Raw genomic sequence first — 16,300 nt, 5'->3', positions numbered from 1 at the left:
TTATTCTTCCCCCTCTGTTAAATGAATAAATAGGTCTTGTAGTGAGATCGGTCCAACTTCCAAACCATTTTGATGGGCGAGCTTGCGATCTACATCTCTTAATTCCCCATAAACCATAACGGATTTTGTATTCCCTAATTGTTTCGTATTTAATATGTTCATCGATTGCGTAAAGGCATCAACAGCTTCACTTGCCCCTGTAATGGAAGCCCCTTTTGTCACAACCGTTTCATAATCTTCATGGAGTACAAGTTGCCCTTTATTTAAAATCAAAACTTCGTCAAATAAATAATCCATTTCAGATACAAGGTGTGTCGAAAGGATGATGATACGGGGATGCTCAGATTGGTCTTCCAACAACTCTTGGTAAAAGACTTCTCTAGTTGGAGCATCCATCCCGTTATAAACTTCATCAAAAATCGTAATCGGTGTACGACTAGCTAAACCGATTACGGCATTGACAGCAGATTGCATTCCCTTAGAAAGCTTACGAATCGGCTTATCAATAGGTAAGTTGAATTTCTTCACTAAGTAATTGGCATATTCCATATCAAAATTTGGTCGATAGCGCTGAACATCTCCCAATACTCGTTCCAATTTCTCTGTTTCATCTTGATTGTCTTTATTAAAGATGAAATTCACTTGTTGCATGATTTTCGCATTTTCAAAAGGAATTTCCCCATTTATTTTTAACGTGCCATTCGTCGGTTCACGAAAGGATGCTAGTAAGGATAATAGCGATGTTTTACCTGCACCATTTCTACCGATTAATCCGTATATTTTATTGTCACTTAACTGAAAGCTAACATCTTTTAACGCATAATGGTTGCCAAATTGGAGAGAAAGATTTTTCACATCAATTTGCATGGTCATTCCCCATCACTTCCTTTACATTTTTTAATTAAATCAAATAGTTCCTGATCGCTGATGCCTAACTTATTTGCTTCTTGAACGAGACCTACAACAAAATTATCTAAAAAAGCATCTTTTCTTTTTTGAATGAGTTTTTCTCTTGCACCTTCTGCTACGAACATGCCGATTCCTCTCTTTTTAAATAAAATGCCTTCTTCCACTAGTTGATTAACCCCTTTCGATACCGTTGCATGATTGATCTTATAAAAACTTACAAGCTGGTTTGTAGAAGGTGCTTGCTCTCCTTCTTTCAGTTGTTCGTCCACGATTTGATCTTCAATTTTTTCACGTATTTGTACATAAATTGGTTTATCTTGATCTAATAAACTGCCCAATCTTATCACCACTTTTCATTTTAAATTCCGACATTTTAATATCATTTCAAACCCTTTTATGGACACCTTAAGTTTTATGGTTATATACTTATGTGTATAACCATATCAGTATACCACTTTTCTGTCAATAAAAAATGCTAAGGAAATTTTCTGTTTCCTTAGCATTTTATCGATTTCGTTTAATAGGTTGATAATTAACCTTTTCTATTTATGAATTTTAAAGATGGAGACAGATTCATTTAATTTTTCAGCTAAGTTAGCTAATGACTGGGATGTTGCTGCTGTTTGTTCACTTGCTGCAGCGGCTTCTTCACTTGTCGCCGCAATACTCTCTACCGCTTGCATAACACTCGCTGATTGTGAAGATTGTTGAGCACTTGCTGATGCTATACTCTCAATCGCCTTCATAACATGGTTAGATTGTGTAGATTGTTGAACACTTGCTGAAGCAATCTCTATTGTCTTTTCGTTTGCTTTAGCCATCATCTCTGTAATTTCATTAAAGGCTTGTCCAGTACGTTTTGTTGATTTGACTCCCTCAACTACAGCGTGCACACTTTGAGTCGTGTTGTTTTGAATCCCTTTAATAATTGTGGTAATTTCTTTCGTCGCACCGCTAGACTGTTCTGCTAGTTTACGAACTTCTTCAGCTACAACCGCAAACCCTTTTCCGTGCTCGCCTGCTCGAGCCGCTTCAATTGCTGCATTTAAGGCTAACAAGTTTGTTTGGCTTGCAATATCATCAATCACCTGAATAATATCGCCAATATGATTTGCCTCTTTTTCAAGCAATGTCATTTGATGGCTAATATCCTCCATGCCTATAATCGATGCCTCCACAACTTTTGTTCCATCGAACGCTACTTTCGATAAATGATCGCTTAAAGTAGCTGTTTCATTCGCATTATTCGCAACCAAATCAATCGCTTTATTCAATTCTCCGAACAGTTCTTTTATTGTTTGAGCATCGTATGCTTGACTGTCAGCACCTTTAGCAATCTCCTTAAATAATTCGGTAATTTTTTGGGCGTCATTTGCTTGAGTTGTCGCACTGCTTGCAACTTCTTCTGTTGTTGCCGAAATTTCTTGAGCAGATGCTGATACATTTTCGGCTGATAAAAGAATTTCTTCTACTGTTGAACGCAGGCTTATAACCATGTTATTAATGGAACGAGCTAAGTCACCTACTTCATCCTTCGTATTAATAGAGATTGTTTTCGTCAAGTCCCCTTGTGAAACATCTGCAACTAAATCGGAGACATCTTTTAAAGGTTTCGAAATTAGTCTTGCTATAACAATGCCTAAACCAATTGCGAATAGGACTGAAAGAATTAGCACAATAAACGTAATGATGGTAGCAGAATTATACAGTTCTTTCGACTCCATATTTGTTGTATCAGCTAAATGAATATTTAAATCAATAAGATCTTTAAGATATCCTTGTACTTTATCTCCTGCTTCCGCAAACTCAGGTGCTTTTTCTAAATAACTTTCAACATCACCAGCATAAGCAAACTCTAACGCTGTATCATAAATGGATAAATAATCGTCGAATGCAGGATAAATTTCGTCAAGAATTGCCTGCTCTTCCGGGGTAATAATGGTATTACTGTACTTCTCTAACTTACTTTCTATTTCTTCAATAGCTTGAACACCTTGTTCATTGATTTCGTCTTTTCTCTCTTGCGTCGTTGATGTAAACATCATGTCGCGAATGAGTACTCGCAGTCGTTGGAAATCTGTCTCTGCTCTACCTAAATCGCTGATTGGTATAACCCGCTCGTTATACATAAAACCTATTTTCTCATCCATGCTACTTAAATTGATCAAACTGTAAATTCCTACCGCACCTAAAACGACACTCATGATAATGAATGTACTAATCAATTTAGTAGCTGTTTTTAAGTCTTTAAACCACTTCAAAATGAACCCTCAACTTTCTTTTTCTATTTCTCTGATAACGCTGACAGAGTTGTGAATGATAAGGAGTGGAAAGACTTAAAAAATAGGTACTTTTTCTTATCTAAACCACTTCGTTTAACCTATTATAAACGTTGGATTCAATATAAAAAAGGACCATTTTTAGGTATTATTTTAGGTATAAATAACTAGAATCATTGATTCTATTCACAAACCTTCATGTACTTTTTAATTTTCTCCCTCTTCTTATTTCCAAAAGCAAATCCATCTTATTTTGGGAAGAACTCCATCGGCTCTTTACATTGAACGTAACCATTTTTCTCATAATAATGAATCGCTTCATAACTTGGCCAAACAATAACAAATTCATACTCATTTTCTTTCACCCATTTATTAATTGAACGAAGTAATGTACTTCCTATCCCCTTATTTCGATACTCTGGAACGGTATAAACATTTGTCATATACGCAAATGGACGGGTTACTCTACCTGGTCTTGGTACTTTTTGAATTACCTCTATGTATATATGGGAAGCCACTTTTCCATTTTCCTCAGCAACCCAAATGAACCATCTATCATTTTGAATGGCATCTTCTAAAAAAGCATGACACTCCTTTTCGAAATCCTCGAAAGATGCATTCTTTTTACTTTCATCGTGCTCAATCGTAAAATTCCATCTCATTTTGATTAGTTGATCAATGTCTTTTGTTTCTGCGAGTCTAATATTCATCACATTTCCTCCCCGTTTTGTAGAATTGTTACTCTACTAATCCTTTCAACAAAAAAGAGCATACATCCTTTGATATATGCTCATCACAGTTTCGTTTTCCATAAGAAATAAAGTTCCATACAAATGTCCCAGTGTATATGAGATGAATTTAATCCATAAGCTCTTTTAACCGCTTCATTACCGAATGAATCGTCAATCGATGAAAGGAAATAAGAGTTCCCTTAAAGACAACGGAAAAAATACCATATGGCGTTGGGGATAACTCCATTAACTCACCTCTATTTTTCAAATCAATTACGTTTACATCCAATCCTAGTTCATTTGCAGCGGTAATTAGATTTTCTGTTGCTACTTCTACATATGGACATTGAAAAGAACGGAGTATTGTAAGGTCTTGAAATCGTTGTATGCGATTCTCCCAATTAGTAGGAAAGGTAGGTAAAGAAGTGTTATTTTCAAACCGATAGACGAGCAACTCAAATTGATAAGGTGCTGTATCTATCAACTTAAAGTTGTTTTTCAAAAAAATCTCTTTACTTGGTGTCCAAGAAGTTTCCGAGTTTGTTACAACTATGACACCTTTTTTCAAACGACTCTTTGCATCTTGAATGCATTTGTTAATAAGTTTAGCCCCGTGACCTTTACCTGTTTCACTTACCCAAAGACAATGAATAACTAAATAATCATCAGCGTGAACGACTCGAGAAGAAAATTCTGCATCCGTATATTCAATAAACCCTACTTGTTTATTGTTTTTTAGTAATTGAATATACTTCAAACCTTCTTCAAATCGTTTGTTTAGCCATTTATTTTTATTTATGTATCCTTGTGATTTTTTCTTACTTCTAAGACAATAGCTTCCTATACCTTCTAGCATTTCAGTATTGACCTCAATCATTTGAATATTAGCCATTTAATCTCCCTCCTCTTTATAACTATTTCTTCTAACTGTTTCATTTTTCCTTTCATTACAAGAGAACAAAAAATGCCTTGCTGTTTCAAGCAAAGCACCTAGGTTATGATTCATTCTTTAAGTTCATGAATACTGTTTGTTTTAAATAGCTGTACTGTGATTCGTTCGTATCAGCATAGGCTTCCTCTCGGTTCGAGAGAACATCCGTATAAACGATGTCTTCTTCAAATTGTGAAGCTGTAAAATCAAAACGTTCCCCGCTAATTACATTATAAAAGTGCCATCCATCTGGTAGTTTCGTCTTTCTGATTTCCCCACCTAAAATGTCGTGTACAACTAATGCCGTTACTCCACATTGGCCCTTTGCAGGATTATCCGCGCTCCATTTTGAACTAGATTGTAAAGACCACGATTTTCGCAATGCCTTCTTGATGCGTTCTGTTTGGTCGATTATATGACTTTCCATGAAAAAAGCTCCTTTTACTTTTCGCATTTATAAAAACGAATTCTGCTCCATTCTAGCGGAATAATACTTTTTATTTCTCAATCTATTTTTGCTTTTCCTCTAACTCTTTTATTTGTTTTTTTATATTTTTCAATTCCATCTTTAATGCTTTCACTTGCTTCGAGCTATCAATACCCATTTGAACTCCGTATGTGACGATGAGAAACAAAAGGACAAGCCCAAAAAAAGTCATAATGTACATTTCCAATACATGTCACCCCTCTATATAATCTTAACCATATCACGAATAGGGAAAATTCAGTTATGAAAACTTCATCTTTACTCCCTTTTAATTTACCCACTATGTAAATCACTATTAATAAAAGAACGAATTTAAAAGAATAGTAGTTCCTAAATGATCCCAAACTTTTTTAAAGCATAATCTATCCCGCCATCTTTCGATTGTTTTGTCACAAAATTGGCAACCCGTTTTAATTGTTCACTTCCATTTCCCATTGCAATACCAAGTCCTACAAACTCCAACATATCGATATCATTTTCACCATCCCCAAAGGCAATTGCTTCCGATGGATTTATTCCAAAGTATGCTAATGTTTTCTTCATCGCTAACGATTTTGATACATCCTCCTGCAGAACGTTTAATACGTATGGATGCCACCTTTTAAAAGTCAGATGGGGAAAATGATTTTTATACTTTTCAACCGTTTCATCATTTGCAAACAGACACATTAGAAATACTTCTTGATCTGTCAACCCATTCATTGTTGCAGGGTAATCATTTAAAGACAACGTTTCTTGCAATGCGGTGAATATTTTATTTTCCATGACACCATTCATATAAAATCCTTCCGTATAGAAGGACAAACCATTCTTTTCGATTTTCGCAAATTCCACTACTTCTTGTATGACCGTTTTATCCATTGGTACTTTATGTATCACTTCTTGTTTATGTTTCACATATCCGCCATTCGCTGTGATAAACGTTTCGATTCCCAGTTCCTCTAATTCCTTACACATCGATAACGGCCTACCGGTTGCAACGACAATCTTGATTCCTTTTCTTATTAAAGATTCAATCGCTTTCTTCGTAGTCGGGTGAATACTGCCATCTTCATTGTTAGTCAATGTCCCGTCCACATCAAAAAATATTATTTTATAATCCATATGATTCTCCTAAACTAATATGACCTAAATGTTAAGGATTCGACTTCAACATAAATTATCCTTGTTATTTGAGAAAACAAAAAGGTATTTAGAACGAACTTGTTCTAAATACCTTACTTGATTTTAAGGTTTATTTGCCTTCAAGGAAAAATTTTTCGATATCGTCTAACATTAAGTTAGCAGCCCTGACGCCACCAGCAGTATTCCAAATTTCATCACTTACTTTATGAATGTTCCCTTCTTTAACGGCACTTAAGTTTTTAAATAAAGGATCATTCACCCATTCTTCTTCTAGTTTAGAAGCTTCACCATCACCTGTTTCATAAGAGAAGTAGAAAATTATATCTCCATCCATTGCAGGTATACGTTCTTTTGTTACATTTTTTTCCGCAAAATCATCCACATTTTGTGATTCTGGACGGGCAAATCCTAATTGATCTAATATCACACCAGAGAATGTATCTTTATGATAGATTCGAACATCCCCTGCCATAAAGCGTACAATCGATATTTCTTTTTGTAATTGGTCACCTAACTTGCTTTTTAAGTCCGCAATACGGTTATCAAAATCGCCAATTACTTTTTTTCCTTCTTCTTCTTTATTTACCGCTTTAGCGTAAAGCTCAAAGTTTTTCTTCCAATCTCCACGAAGATCTTCAGCAAATACTGTTGGGGCAATCGATTTTAACTGTTCATAAATTTTCTCATGACGCATTTTGTTCCCGATAATTAAATCTGGCTTTAATGATGCAATCGTTTCTAAACTTGGTTCACCTTCCGTACCAACACTCGTGACCCCTTCCATATCCGCTTTAATATGGTCATACCAAGGATCGCCAGTCCAAGACTCTACAGCTCCTACTGGTTTCACGCCTAAAGCTAATAAAGCCTCTGTTCCTTCGTTTGTTAAAATAACCACACGTTCAGGTGTTTTCTTTATTTCCGTTGACTCCATTGCGTGTTCAACTGTATAACTTTCTGTACTTGATGCTTTATCAGATGTACTCTCTTCCTTCGAAGTTTCTGCCTTGTTTCCGCACCCACTTAGTACGACAACAAATAGTAAAGCAGTAAAAAGTAAAAGTTTACTATGCTTAAAAAAGTTTATCATTTTTCTATCCCCTTTTGAGAATGATTTTCATTTACATTCTGAATCATATTGGATAAAATAATCTCTGTCAATATGAAATTGAAAATGATAATCACTATTATTTTTTCGACCATTTCTCAAATTATAAATAGATACATAGGGAGAAAACGATATGCAACTTCATAGCAAAAATGGAAAAGTAGCTGGATTAGTATTAGGAGTTATTTTACTTCTAATCGTAAATTTTCTAAGCCTTGTTCTTGGTTATACGGATTTAACGATACATACAGTAATTGACGCCTTTACCCAATTTGATGGTTCTAATGAACACATTATTATTCAAGATGTTCGATTGCCACGGGCTTTGATCGGGACAGTTGTAGGAGCAAGTTTGGCGATAGCGGGCGCATTATTACAAGCTTTAACAAGAAACCCTCTAGCTTCTCCAGACATTTTAGGATTTAACGCGGGTGCGAGCTTTTTTATTGTCGTTGCACTCATGTTATTTTCTATCTCTTCTTTACAAGCAACAACTTGGATTGCTTTTTTAGGCGCAATGATTGCAGGGCTTTTAGTGTACTTTTTAGGCTCCGTTGGTCGGGATGGCATGACACCTATTAAAATGACGCTTTCGGGGGCAGCCATTGCAGCGCTCTTCGGTTCGTTAACTCAAGGGCTGCTTGTCATGGATGAATCCGCTTTAGACCAAATGTTATTTTGGATGTCTGGCTCTGTCCAAGGAAGAAAACTGGACATTTTACTATCTGTACTCCCCTATATTGTCATTGGGGTTGTAATTGCTTTAACGATAGCGACGAAAATAAATATTTTAACGATGGGCGATGATGTGGCGAAAGGATTAGGACAACGGACAGGATTTGTAAAGTTAGTAACGGGAATAGCGATTATTTTACTTGCTGGTGGTTCTGTTGCGATTGCTGGTCCCATCGGATTTATCGGTATTGTCGTACCACATATTGTAAGAACGGTTGTAGGAAATGATTATCGTTGGATTATCCCTTACTGCGCAATCGTCGGAGGAATTTTCCTTGTGATAGCGGATATCGGTGCACGATATGTACTGATGCCGGAAGAAGTACCCGTTGGTATTATGACGGCACTCGTCGGTATACCATTCTTTATTTACATTGCAAGAAAAGGTGGAAAGTAACATGAAAAAATATACTTCAGTAAGAGCTTTTCGGGAGAAATTCTCTTTTTTAGTGGATCATAAAGCATTTAAATATAATGTCTCTTTCCTTCTTTTTCTTTGCTTTCTTTTCCTTTTAAGCGCTGGTATGGGAGAGCAATATTTTTCTCCTTGGAAAGTATTCAATATACTTCTGGGGAATAGTGATAGTTTTGAATCGATGGTCGTTGAATCTTTTCGAATGCCAAGAATTTTAATATCCATTTTGGTTGGGATTAGTCTGGCAGTAGCCGGAGCCATTTTACAATCCATTCTTCGAAATCCATTAGCATCACCGGATGTAACGGGCATTACCGGAGGAGCATCAGTCGCGGTCGTGTTATTTTTAGCACTTTTTAGTAATGATAGTAATGTTTTAACGGTAAGTATCCATTGGATGCCCCTTGCCGCCTTTATAGGAGCAACGATTATTGCCTTTCTCCTTTATATCCTTGCATGGAAAAACGGCCTATCCCCTTTCCGTTTAGTACTAATCGGAATTGGTTTATGGGCATTAACAAAAGCGTTAACGAATTTATTTATGATTTTAGGTCCGATTGTTCAGGCAAGTCAGGCGAATGTCTGGATAACCGGCTCCGTTTATGGATCGAATTGGAACAATGTTCAAATTTTAACCCCCATCACGATTGGCTTATTAATTATTGCATTTATAATGACGAGACATTTAAATATCCAGGAACTTGGAGAGGATATCGCTTTAGGACTAGGGACAAAAATTGAAAGACAACGTTTTGGATTACTTTTACTCAGTACAGCGTTGATTGGTAGTGCTGTAGCCTTTGCGGGTGGTATTGGGTTTGTTGGTTTAATGGCACCACATATTGCTCGAAAGTTAGTCGGTTCATCCTTTGGAAATCTTTTACCACTATCAGCAATAATAGGAGCTATTTTAGTTTTACTTGCTGATACAATCGGACGAACACTCTTTTTACCGATTGAAGTTCCCGCTGGCGTATTTACTGCTACAATAGGGGCGCCTTACTTTATCTATCTTTTATATAGACAGCGAAATGCTTAAAAAGGAGTAACGATGATGCATGTATTAGAAACAAAAGATTTAACGTTAAGTTACGGGGAACAAATTATTTTAGACCAATTAAACGTTACGATCCCACATGGGGAAATTACTGTACTGATCGGAAGCAATGGTTGCGGTAAGTCTACTCTTCTTCGCTCAATGGCTAGATTACTAAAGCCTCAAAGTGGCGCTATTTTGTTAGATGGAGAAGCGATGATGAAGCTGCCTACAAAGGAAGTAGCGAAAAAGTTAGCGATGCTACCCCAAGGACCTGTATCTCCAGAAGGGTTAACGGTCTTACAATTAGTGAAACAAGGACGCTATCCATATCAAAAATGGTACCAACAATGGTCATCAAAGGATGAAGAAATTGTCCGTCATGCCCTACATTCTACAGGGATGACAGAGCTTTCCGATCGTTTAGTGGATTCTTTATCTGGTGGACAAAGACAAAGAGCTTGGATTGCTATGACCCTTGCCCAAGATACAAATACAATTTTATTAGATGAACCGACAACGTATCTCGATTTAACTCATCAAATTGAAGTTTTAGATCTTCTTTTTGAACTGAACGAAAAAGAAAAACGAACGATTGTCATGGTATTACACGACTTAAATTTAGCTTGTCGCTATGCCCATAACATCATTGCGGTAAAAGATAAAGCGGTATTTGCCCAAGGGAAGCCGGAAGAAATCGTAGATCGGGAATTAGTGAAAAGTGTATTTCATTTAGATTGTGAAGTAGTGCCAGATCCTATATTCGGTACCCCTATGTGTGTCCCATATGGGAAAGGTCGACATATGAATGGGGTGAAAAACTCGATTGAACACGTTCTCTCCCGATGAATTAAAAATACTTGAGGAAAAATTTCGTTTCACTTCCTTAACGAATTCGTCTCCTTTATCAATTCAAATAAGTGATTTATTAGATGAAGCACAAATTCATCTTTATTTAACGGCGATCAAAGAAAAAACAAAGGCTGCTAACCTTGGTGTCGCTGCATCCCTTTTTGTAAAACGATATAGTTTTGCAATCCTAGCCGCGCTATATTCAATGAGCGTGTTAAATAAACGAATCAACTTTTCCCTTCAAAACGTTTCCATTCAAACGTTAGATGAATCGGATCCGTTATGGCTGCCTTCGATTAAATTTAACAAGATAAATTTAAGTCCGGCACCCCAACAAGACAGGGAAAATTGGAGAAATGAGATTTTAACCGACATATTTGCGAACCATATCGAAGTTTTATTTAACCAACTTCATCAAACAACAAAACTATCAAAAATCATCATGTGGGAAAACATATATATATACATTGTTTGGATGTATAAAAACTTGTTAGATGACCATCAATATTCGGCTAGGTATCTCGATATGAAAGAGGATTTTGAATGGATTGCTGCTCGTGGGAAAGGGATTTTATTCGGTAGCTATAAAGATAATCCATTTCTAAAGTTTAAAAGTACGGATGATGCTCTAAGCAACCTAGAGGGCCCTGCTCAAGATAGAAAAACTTGCTGTTTATCTTATTTAACAGAAAACAAAGGGCACTTTTGCAAAACTTGCCCAATTAAGCGAAAACGAAAATCGTAATTAGGACTATTCTTTTTTAAGATAGTCCTTTTCTTTTTGGCGTTATTTCAGAATGAATCTCAAATAATAAAATAAGCCCCCGATTAACAACATCTAGAGCTTATTTTTCCACGATTAAATTTCACGAGCTTTCATTTTTTTTAGTTCTTTTTCGGTTTTATTTAATAAAACCTTTCTTCCACTAATCCAATAGCCGATTAAAAATGCTTCCCCTACAATAATCAGTAAAATGAGTTTCAGAATAGACCAGTCAACCATTCCGGTTGTTTGGATATAGAGTAAAAATACGAAATAGGCAATCGGTATAATAGAACCTAAATACCTTTCATTTCTAGTTGATAAAAAATGTTGGACGGCGAAAACTAATACAATGATGCCAAGTCTATACCAATCATTCATTTATTTTGTACCTCCTTTTTATATTTTTCAATAATCAATTTTGCATCTTCTAAACTAATCCGATCATCGATGGAAAGTTTTTTAATAAAACGAATGAATTCTTCATTTTCCGTACTTTCATTGACTTTAATTTTTTCAATCAATTTATCCAGGCGAATTCTAACCGTCGGATAAGAAACTTCGTAGTATTTCGCTATATCTTTTAAAGAACCTGAATTTAATATGAAATTTTTAATAAATTCAACGTCTTCTTTCTCTAAAGATAATAACCAACTTGGAATATCGTGCTTATCCATCACACCGCCCCTTTTATCATTATTTAATTTTATTCAAACATTATTTTTAATAAAATTCAATTTTTATTTAATATTATTAAAGTTTCAACAAATAAAGGCATTTATCCTCCTCGAACAAACGCCTATTTATTGCCTTATTTAATTAATCTTTGCGCAACTATTTCCTCTTCAATTGCCTTCATCATGGCAAAAGCACCTTCAGATTTGTTCGAGCAAATGACAGTTTGGATGGAGAATGAAGGATAAAAGGCAGAGTGAAAACTTACTCCCGGATCGTATCCCATTATGTGATACTTGAACATTTCATTTCCCTTTTTTTGAATCCAAACACCATAACCGTAATAACTATTTTCATTTACTTGAATGTGAGGTGTAAGTAGTTTACGAGTGTATTCATCCCTTAATAATTGATGATCCATCAGGGCATGCCAGAAATTTGACATATCCTTTACGCTCACAAAGGCCCCTCCATCGGACCCCCCTTTGACTGGTAATGAATAGACATTCGTCTTCCAAGTACCATCTGGAAAATCAATATACCCAAGAGCCGTTCTTCCTGGTAGCGAATCCATTTCAAAATAACCAGCGTCTTTCATATTCGCTCTTTTGAATATATTCTCCTTTACATATTCTGAGAATGGACGCTGGCTTACTTGTTCTACAATAAGCCCCAGTAAGATATATCCTGCGTTGTTATAGTGGAACTTTTCCCCTACTCCCGATTTCATCGGTTCATTTTGAAATAACGGTAAGAAATTTTCCAAATTCCTTATTAAGTACATCGGATTTTTAATCCATAACTCTTCAAAATCATCCATTACCTCCTCATCAAAATAGTCGGGTATTCCAGCCTTATGGGTTAATAAATGATGAACCGTAATATCTTGATCGAAGTGAATAAAAGAATACTTTAAACATTCCTGCAGCTTCGTTTCAAAGGAAAGTTTTCCTGCCTCCACTAGTTGACAAATCGCGACCGCAGTAAACAGTTTACAGCCCGATGCAATCCCGAATCGAGTATCTGGTTTATTTTCAATTTGTTCAGAACGACTGGCAAATCCGTAACTTTCCATTACTAAAATTTCTTCTTCTTTTTTTACTAGAACTGTTCCGGAAAAATGACCGTCTTCCTGAACTTGGTTTAAACGGTTAATGATTGTTGTCATCAAATCTTGGCCTTCCTTCTGTAATGTAGTAACTTCCTTATTGGCAAACACCTAAAGGATTATGATCTGGATCATAGAAAGTAAAAAATTTCGTCGTTCCTTCCCCACCCATTTCATTTACTTTGACGTTCTTTTCAACTAAATATGTGTACATTTCTTCGATATCTTGGGGAATGAAGTTGTAGTATTTTCCTACACCAAATTGATTTTCTGGAAACTTCATTGGCTTGTGGTTAGCAGTTTTAACTAGACAAACAACAGTAGGTGAATGTTCGCTAATCTTCATCACCGCCGCCTCTTCTTCGAGATACACAAGCTCAAAACCTAATATCTCTTTATACCATGCCGCTGAAAATTTCGGATCCTTAACGGGAATAAAAACCCCTTCCATTCCTTTTAAAAGTGATTTCACCATCTATCACCACTCCTTACATTAAGTGATTAAATATAACATTCGGTAAATAATAGATTTGTCCTTTATTGGTTTCGTTTAAATTAGACAAAAAAGACGTTCATCCATTTTGGATAAACGTCTAACTGTCATTTATTTGGATTTATTTATTCTTTTTCCTCTTTTTGCTTTTCAAAACTAAATTCCGCTAACGTCTGGGCATCCATCATGCGAAGAATACCATCTTTAAAATAGGTTAAAACCATTTCCTGTTTGGCTCTGTTACCTGCGGATACACTTTTTCCATCCTTATATACTTCATTGTTTTCGATGAGTAATTGATGTGTTCTGAAATCATATTCCCATGTTCCTAACATTACATTATCTTTACTAGGATATAGTCCTCTACCATATCCTTCATAAGAACCATCAGCATTTAATACAATGGCTACAGACTTGTCGTCATATAACCATTTCCCAATTAATTCTTTCCCATCCTTTGATACATTTAGTGTCACACTATCATGGTCAATACCAGCTAAACTATCCAATTCATCTAAATCTTCGGTTGTAATTGTTCCATCCCCAACCGCTTCTGGATCTAAATCGTTTAGCATCGTTAAACCTTTCATTAAGAAATCATTCATTTCTTCATATTTATCAAGTACGCTACTTACATCTACTTCGTTTACAAGTAATCCTTCTTTTAACTTTTCTAAATAAACTAAATAACTATTCGTAGCATCCACAAAGTATTGATGAGTTTCTTTATATTTTTCAGGCACTGTTGCAGTTTGAATTTCCTTTGAAATTTTCATATTCTCAATCGCTGCATTACCCATTTTTAACATTGGATCTTCTATAGTAGAACTATTATTAAACACATCAAGTATCACTTCTTGATTTTTTTTCAAAGTATCGATTTTTCCTGTTATATACTCATTGTATTCACTTTCTTGAAGAGTGACTGGCTCTACTTGAATTTCCTTATTTAACTGTTCTTTTAAATCATTTATTTTTTGCTCTGAATCTTGTGCCTCTGCCGCTTCATTGACACCTTCCTTAACGCCTTCTACAAATTGACTACAACCTGTTAATAAAAACGCCAAACTCGTTAATGCTAAAAATTTTTTCATATTAATTACCCTTCTTTTCAGTTGCTTTAATGCAATAATATTTGTTGGAATTGTATATTATTAACAGTATCTTTATTTATCAAATTAGACCATAAGACTATTTTCATATTTTACTTATTCTAAAATAGGATTCTATTCCCTTATTTTTTACGCTTCTATACCTTTCTTCCGTTTAAACATTACTATATAAACAGTTAATATGATCACATGTAACAATAATAAAACGAAAAATATGTTACTGAAAGTTGCACCTGTAGCTAGTTGGTTCAATGGATTCCATGGGCTGTTTCCTTCCATATCAACAGCTTTTCCATATACCCCTACAGCGATTGATCCTGCAATGAAGTTTTGCATCATTACCATTCCCATCCCTACCCCAGAATGTTCCATAGGTAATGTTAACGAAATCGATTTCGACATCACAATCATCATAAAGGATTGCCCTACATTTCCGATGATTAAAAATAATGAAATCAACAGTGCATTCGTATGAATAAACGTCGAAAGTAAGAAGAAACAAAGGATTAATAAACTGGAAGCAAATATAAATAATGTAGATGTTCCTTTAGAATCAGCAATCTTTCCACCATGTCTATTGAAGAGCGCAGTGGCTATAGCTGCCGGCACCATGGCCAAACCGATTAAATTAACAGGAAGGTTTTGAACCTCAGCTAAAAAGAGTGGTGTTAAAAAGAAAAGGGAAAAACCAATTCCGGTAATGACAAAAGCTAATACTAAATAAGATGTGTATATTTTATTTTTAAATAACCCGGGTTGAACAAAGGGATTTTTAGCTAATCGAATGCGGTAAATAAATAAAATGAACGCAACGACTCCCCCTACAAACCATGTTACATTGTTTGTTACACCTAGTAAGACTTGAGCTACAGTTAGAGCGAGCAATCCGCCTCCTAGCCAGTCGATACTTGTTTGAGTACCTTTTTCATCTCCTAAATATTTCAGATAAAATGGCAATGTGAAAAGAAGTAATAACGGGATGCAAAATAGCCATCGCCAATCTACTACACTCACTACTAATGCGGAAACAATCGGCCCTATAGCGCTGCCTAAAGCTGTCCCTATAAATACTGTACCTATAGCCGTTCCCCTTCTCTCAACGGGAAAATAGCGAATAGGAACTAAAGTAGATATGGCTGGAATTGTGGCTGCTCCAGTCGCTTGTAAACATCTTGCAACGATTAAAAGCCAGTAAGAATTGGAGAAAAATCCTAGCAAGGATGCCATGGCAAATAGTGATAAACCAAAGATTAATAATGTTTTTAACTTATAGCGATCCGCTAGTTTTCCATAAATCGCCGTACCAATCCCATATAAAAGTGTATACCCGGAAGTAACCCAACTAACTTGTGAATTCGTTAGTTGAAATTCAGTACTAATTTGCGGAAGAACAAAATTGAACAGCAATATACTCATAGACGAAAGCATAACCGTTAACATCATTACAATTAATAACTTTTCATTACCTTGTTTTCTTAACTCCTGATTCATCTTTTATTTCTCCTTTTCATAAAATGAATGTCTGTACTGACTGACATTTT

The 16,300-nt window shown here is 35.6% G+C and carries 19 protein-coding genes; 4 read left to right on the top strand and 15 right to left on the bottom strand.

Going from position 1 to position 16,300, the window contains the following annotated elements:
* The 9 genes from H9636_RS04850 to H9636_RS04810 all read right to left on the bottom strand — a co-directional run bounded on the left by H9636_RS04850 (position 1) and on the right by H9636_RS04810 (position 7,552).
* Positions 1–873, bottom strand: a complete 873-nt coding sequence (locus H9636_RS04850; RefSeq protein ID WP_191706499.1) for an ATP-binding cassette domain-containing protein — start codon at positions 871–873, stop codon at positions 1–3.
* Positions 870–1,247 (bottom strand): GntR family transcriptional regulator, encoded by a 378-nt coding sequence (locus H9636_RS04845; protein WP_191706498.1) that lies wholly within the window; start codon positions 1,245–1,247, stop codon positions 870–872. The genes H9636_RS04850 and H9636_RS04845 overlap by 4 nt, the downstream gene beginning before the upstream one ends.
* A 204-nt stretch (positions 1,248–1,451) precedes the next feature.
* Positions 1,452–3,170 (bottom strand): methyl-accepting chemotaxis protein, encoded by a 1,719-nt coding sequence (locus H9636_RS04840; RefSeq protein ID WP_191706497.1) that lies wholly within the window; start codon positions 3,168–3,170, stop codon positions 1,452–1,454.
* A 266-nt stretch (positions 3,171–3,436) separates the two neighbouring features.
* Complete coding sequence (locus H9636_RS04835; protein WP_191706496.1) at positions 3,437–3,898, bottom strand: GNAT family N-acetyltransferase; 462 nt, start codon at positions 3,896–3,898, stop codon at positions 3,437–3,439.
* A gap of 148 nt (positions 3,899–4,046) precedes the next feature.
* Positions 4,047–4,811, bottom strand: a complete 765-nt coding sequence (locus H9636_RS04830) for a GNAT family N-acetyltransferase (protein ID WP_191706495.1) — start codon at positions 4,809–4,811, stop codon at positions 4,047–4,049.
* Between the two features lie 103 nt (positions 4,812–4,914).
* Positions 4,915–5,277, bottom strand: coding sequence for a YunG family protein (locus H9636_RS04825; protein ID WP_191706494.1), 363 nt, complete (start codon positions 5,275–5,277; stop codon positions 4,915–4,917).
* An 82-nt stretch (positions 5,278–5,359) separates the two neighbouring features.
* On the bottom strand, positions 5,360–5,524 hold the full coding sequence (locus tag H9636_RS04820) for a DUF5320 domain-containing protein (protein ID WP_191706493.1): 165 nt from the start codon (positions 5,522–5,524) through the stop codon (positions 5,360–5,362).
* A 143-nt stretch (positions 5,525–5,667) separates the two neighbouring features.
* Positions 5,668–6,441: a Cof-type HAD-IIB family hydrolase gene (locus H9636_RS04815; protein WP_191706492.1), complete on the bottom strand. Its 774-nt coding sequence runs from the start codon at positions 6,439–6,441 to the stop codon at positions 5,668–5,670.
* Between the two features lie 130 nt (positions 6,442–6,571).
* A complete protein-coding gene (locus tag H9636_RS04810) occupies positions 6,572–7,552 on the bottom strand; it encodes an ABC transporter substrate-binding protein (protein ID WP_191706491.1) in 981 nt (326 codons plus the stop codon).
* 151 nt (positions 7,553–7,703) lie between these two features.
* Here H9636_RS04810 and H9636_RS04805 point away from each other — a divergent pair, with 151 nt between their 5' ends.
* The 4 genes from H9636_RS04805 to H9636_RS04790 are packed head-to-tail and all read left to right on the top strand — an operon-like array spanning position 7,704 to position 11,353.
* Positions 7,704–8,702 (top strand): FecCD family ABC transporter permease, encoded by a 999-nt coding sequence (locus H9636_RS04805; RefSeq protein ID WP_191706490.1) that lies wholly within the window; start codon positions 7,704–7,706, stop codon positions 8,700–8,702.
* A 1-nt stretch (position 8,703) separates the two neighbouring features.
* A complete protein-coding gene (locus H9636_RS04800; RefSeq protein ID WP_191706489.1) occupies positions 8,704–9,759 on the top strand; it encodes a FecCD family ABC transporter permease in 1,056 nt (351 codons plus the stop codon).
* Between the two features lie 15 nt (positions 9,760–9,774).
* Complete coding sequence (locus H9636_RS04795) at positions 9,775–10,605, top strand: ABC transporter ATP-binding protein (protein WP_191706488.1); 831 nt, start codon at positions 9,775–9,777, stop codon at positions 10,603–10,605.
* Positions 10,583–11,353: an IucA/IucC family C-terminal-domain containing protein gene (locus H9636_RS04790; protein ID WP_191706487.1), complete on the top strand. Its 771-nt coding sequence runs from the start codon at positions 10,583–10,585 to the stop codon at positions 11,351–11,353. The genes H9636_RS04795 and H9636_RS04790 overlap by 23 nt, the downstream gene beginning before the upstream one ends.
* A 114-nt stretch (positions 11,354–11,467) precedes the next feature.
* Here the strand turns inward: H9636_RS04790 and H9636_RS04785 are convergent, their stop codons facing one another.
* The 6 genes from H9636_RS04785 to H9636_RS04760 all read right to left on the bottom strand — a co-directional run bounded on the left by H9636_RS04785 (position 11,468) and on the right by H9636_RS04760 (position 16,250).
* Positions 11,468–11,752 (bottom strand): hypothetical protein, encoded by a 285-nt coding sequence (locus H9636_RS04785; protein WP_191706486.1) that lies wholly within the window; start codon positions 11,750–11,752, stop codon positions 11,468–11,470.
* Positions 11,749–12,048 (bottom strand): DUF2089 family protein, encoded by a 300-nt coding sequence (locus tag H9636_RS04780; protein WP_191706485.1) that lies wholly within the window; start codon positions 12,046–12,048, stop codon positions 11,749–11,751. The genes H9636_RS04785 and H9636_RS04780 overlap by 4 nt, the downstream gene beginning before the upstream one ends.
* Before the next feature lie 134 nt (positions 12,049–12,182).
* Positions 12,183–13,214, bottom strand: a complete 1,032-nt coding sequence (locus tag H9636_RS04775) for a serine hydrolase domain-containing protein (protein ID WP_191706484.1) — start codon at positions 13,212–13,214, stop codon at positions 12,183–12,185.
* Between the two features lie 37 nt (positions 13,215–13,251).
* Positions 13,252–13,629 carry a VOC family protein gene (locus H9636_RS04770; RefSeq protein WP_122973012.1) on the bottom strand — a complete coding sequence of 126 codons (378 nt, stop codon included), beginning with the start codon at positions 13,627–13,629 and terminating at the stop codon, positions 13,252–13,254.
* 143 nt (positions 13,630–13,772) lie between these two features.
* Positions 13,773–14,741, bottom strand: a complete 969-nt coding sequence (locus H9636_RS04765) for a DUF3994 domain-containing protein (protein ID WP_122973011.1) — start codon at positions 14,739–14,741, stop codon at positions 13,773–13,775.
* Between the two features lie 147 nt (positions 14,742–14,888).
* The gene (locus H9636_RS04760) at positions 14,889–16,250 is read right to left on the bottom strand and encodes an MFS transporter (RefSeq protein WP_191706483.1); all 1,362 of its coding nucleotides are present in this window, start codon (positions 16,248–16,250) and stop codon (positions 14,889–14,891) included.
* Between the last annotated feature and the right edge of the window lie 50 nt (positions 16,251–16,300).

It is taken from the genome of Ureibacillus galli (assembly GCF_014836845.1).
Lineage (GTDB): Bacteria > Bacillota > Bacilli > Bacillales_A > Planococcaceae > Ureibacillus > Ureibacillus galli.
Note: the sequence above shows the minus strand (reverse complement) of the source record. Positions and strands in the feature narration are given on the sequence as shown.

Excerpts from the sequence above, each read along its gene's own strand:
- H9636_RS04835 (WP_191706496.1), bottom strand. The coding sequence starts at position 3,898 with ATGAATATTAGACTCGCAGAAACAAAAGACATTGATCAACTAATCAAA.
- H9636_RS04760 (WP_191706483.1), bottom strand. The coding sequence starts at position 16,250 with ATGAATCAGGAGTTAAGAAAACAAGGTAATGAAAAGTTATTAATTGTA.
- H9636_RS04830 (WP_191706495.1), bottom strand. The coding sequence starts at position 4,811 with ATGGCTAATATTCAAATGATTGAGGTCAATACTGAAATGCTAGAAGGT.
- H9636_RS04770 (WP_122973012.1), bottom strand. The coding sequence starts at position 13,629 with ATGGTGAAATCACTTTTAAAAGGAATGGAAGGGGTTTTTATTCCCGTT.
- H9636_RS04850 (WP_191706499.1), bottom strand. The coding sequence starts at position 873 with ATGACCATGCAAATTGATGTGAAAAATCTTTCTCTCCAATTTGGCAAC.
- H9636_RS04825 (WP_191706494.1), bottom strand. The coding sequence starts at position 5,277 with ATGGAAAGTCATATAATCGACCAAACAGAACGCATCAAGAAGGCATTG.
- H9636_RS04785 (WP_191706486.1), bottom strand. The coding sequence starts at position 11,752 with ATGAATGATTGGTATAGACTTGGCATCATTGTATTAGTTTTCGCCGTC.
- H9636_RS04810 (WP_191706491.1), bottom strand. The coding sequence starts at position 7,552 with ATGATAAACTTTTTTAAGCATAGTAAACTTTTACTTTTTACTGCTTTA.
- H9636_RS04815 (WP_191706492.1), bottom strand. The coding sequence starts at position 6,441 with ATGGATTATAAAATAATATTTTTTGATGTGGACGGGACATTGACTAAC.
- H9636_RS04800 (WP_191706489.1), top strand. The coding sequence starts at position 8,704 with ATGAAAAAATATACTTCAGTAAGAGCTTTTCGGGAGAAATTCTCTTTT.
- H9636_RS04775 (WP_191706484.1), bottom strand. The coding sequence starts at position 13,214 with ATGACAACAATCATTAACCGTTTAAACCAAGTTCAGGAAGACGGTCAT.
- H9636_RS04765 (WP_122973011.1), bottom strand. The coding sequence starts at position 14,741 with ATGAAAAAATTTTTAGCATTAACGAGTTTGGCGTTTTTATTAACAGGT.
- H9636_RS04805 (WP_191706490.1), top strand. The coding sequence starts at position 7,704 with ATGCAACTTCATAGCAAAAATGGAAAAGTAGCTGGATTAGTATTAGGA.
- H9636_RS04795 (WP_191706488.1), top strand. The coding sequence starts at position 9,775 with ATGCATGTATTAGAAACAAAAGATTTAACGTTAAGTTACGGGGAACAA.
- H9636_RS04780 (WP_191706485.1), bottom strand. The coding sequence starts at position 12,048 with ATGGATAAGCACGATATTCCAAGTTGGTTATTATCTTTAGAGAAAGAA.